Below are 478 nucleotides of genomic sequence, written 5' to 3'. Positions count from 1 at the left end.
GCGCTGTCCCGCCGGCGTATCAAGTCGCACCGGCGAGCCCCGCCTCGATGACGATGTGCTGGCAGACATTGTCGATGTCACGAATGACGTCGTCGTTCCAGAAGCGCAGGATGGTCCAGCCATCCCGTTCCAGACGCTTTGTCCTCGCCTCATCACCTGCGTCGGCATGCTGCGAACCATCGACTTCAACGACGAGCTTCTTCTCTGGGCAAGCGAAGTCGACGATGTAACCGGCGATCGGAAATTGTCTCCGGAAGCCAAGCCCCATCAACCGATGCGCGCGAAGCTCGTTCCAAAGCTTCAGTTCAGCGTCGGTCATGGCTTTGCGCATCGACTTGGCATTTGCGCGATTTCGCGGAGGCAGTGGCGTGTGAGGCATCGTCAATGCTCGGTCCCAATTGAGGTTGACGCTCTACGGCGCCCCCCTCTGTCCTGCCGGACATCTCCCCCACTTGGGGGGAGATCGGCCGTCACATTT

General features: G+C 60.3%; 1 protein-coding gene. It reads right to left on the bottom strand.

From position 1 onward, the window contains the following. Window positions 1–19: 19 nt before the first annotated feature. Entirely contained in the window at window positions 20–379 is a 360-nt protein-coding gene (locus NMG70_RS30725) for an endonuclease domain-containing protein (protein WP_254027954.1), read from the bottom strand. Between the last annotated feature and the right edge of the window lie 99 nt (window positions 380–478).

The organism is Mesorhizobium ventifaucium (assembly GCF_935822925.1).
Lineage (GTDB): Bacteria > Pseudomonadota > Alphaproteobacteria > Rhizobiales > Rhizobiaceae > Mesorhizobium > Mesorhizobium ventifaucium.
This window is presented reverse-complemented; position numbering and strand designations above follow the sequence as displayed.

What these genes read in the sequence shown, in the direction of transcription:
- NMG70_RS30725 (WP_254027954.1), bottom strand. Translation starts at nt 379, where the DNA reads ATGCCTCACACGCCACTGCCTCCGCGAAATCGCGCAAATGCCAAGTCG.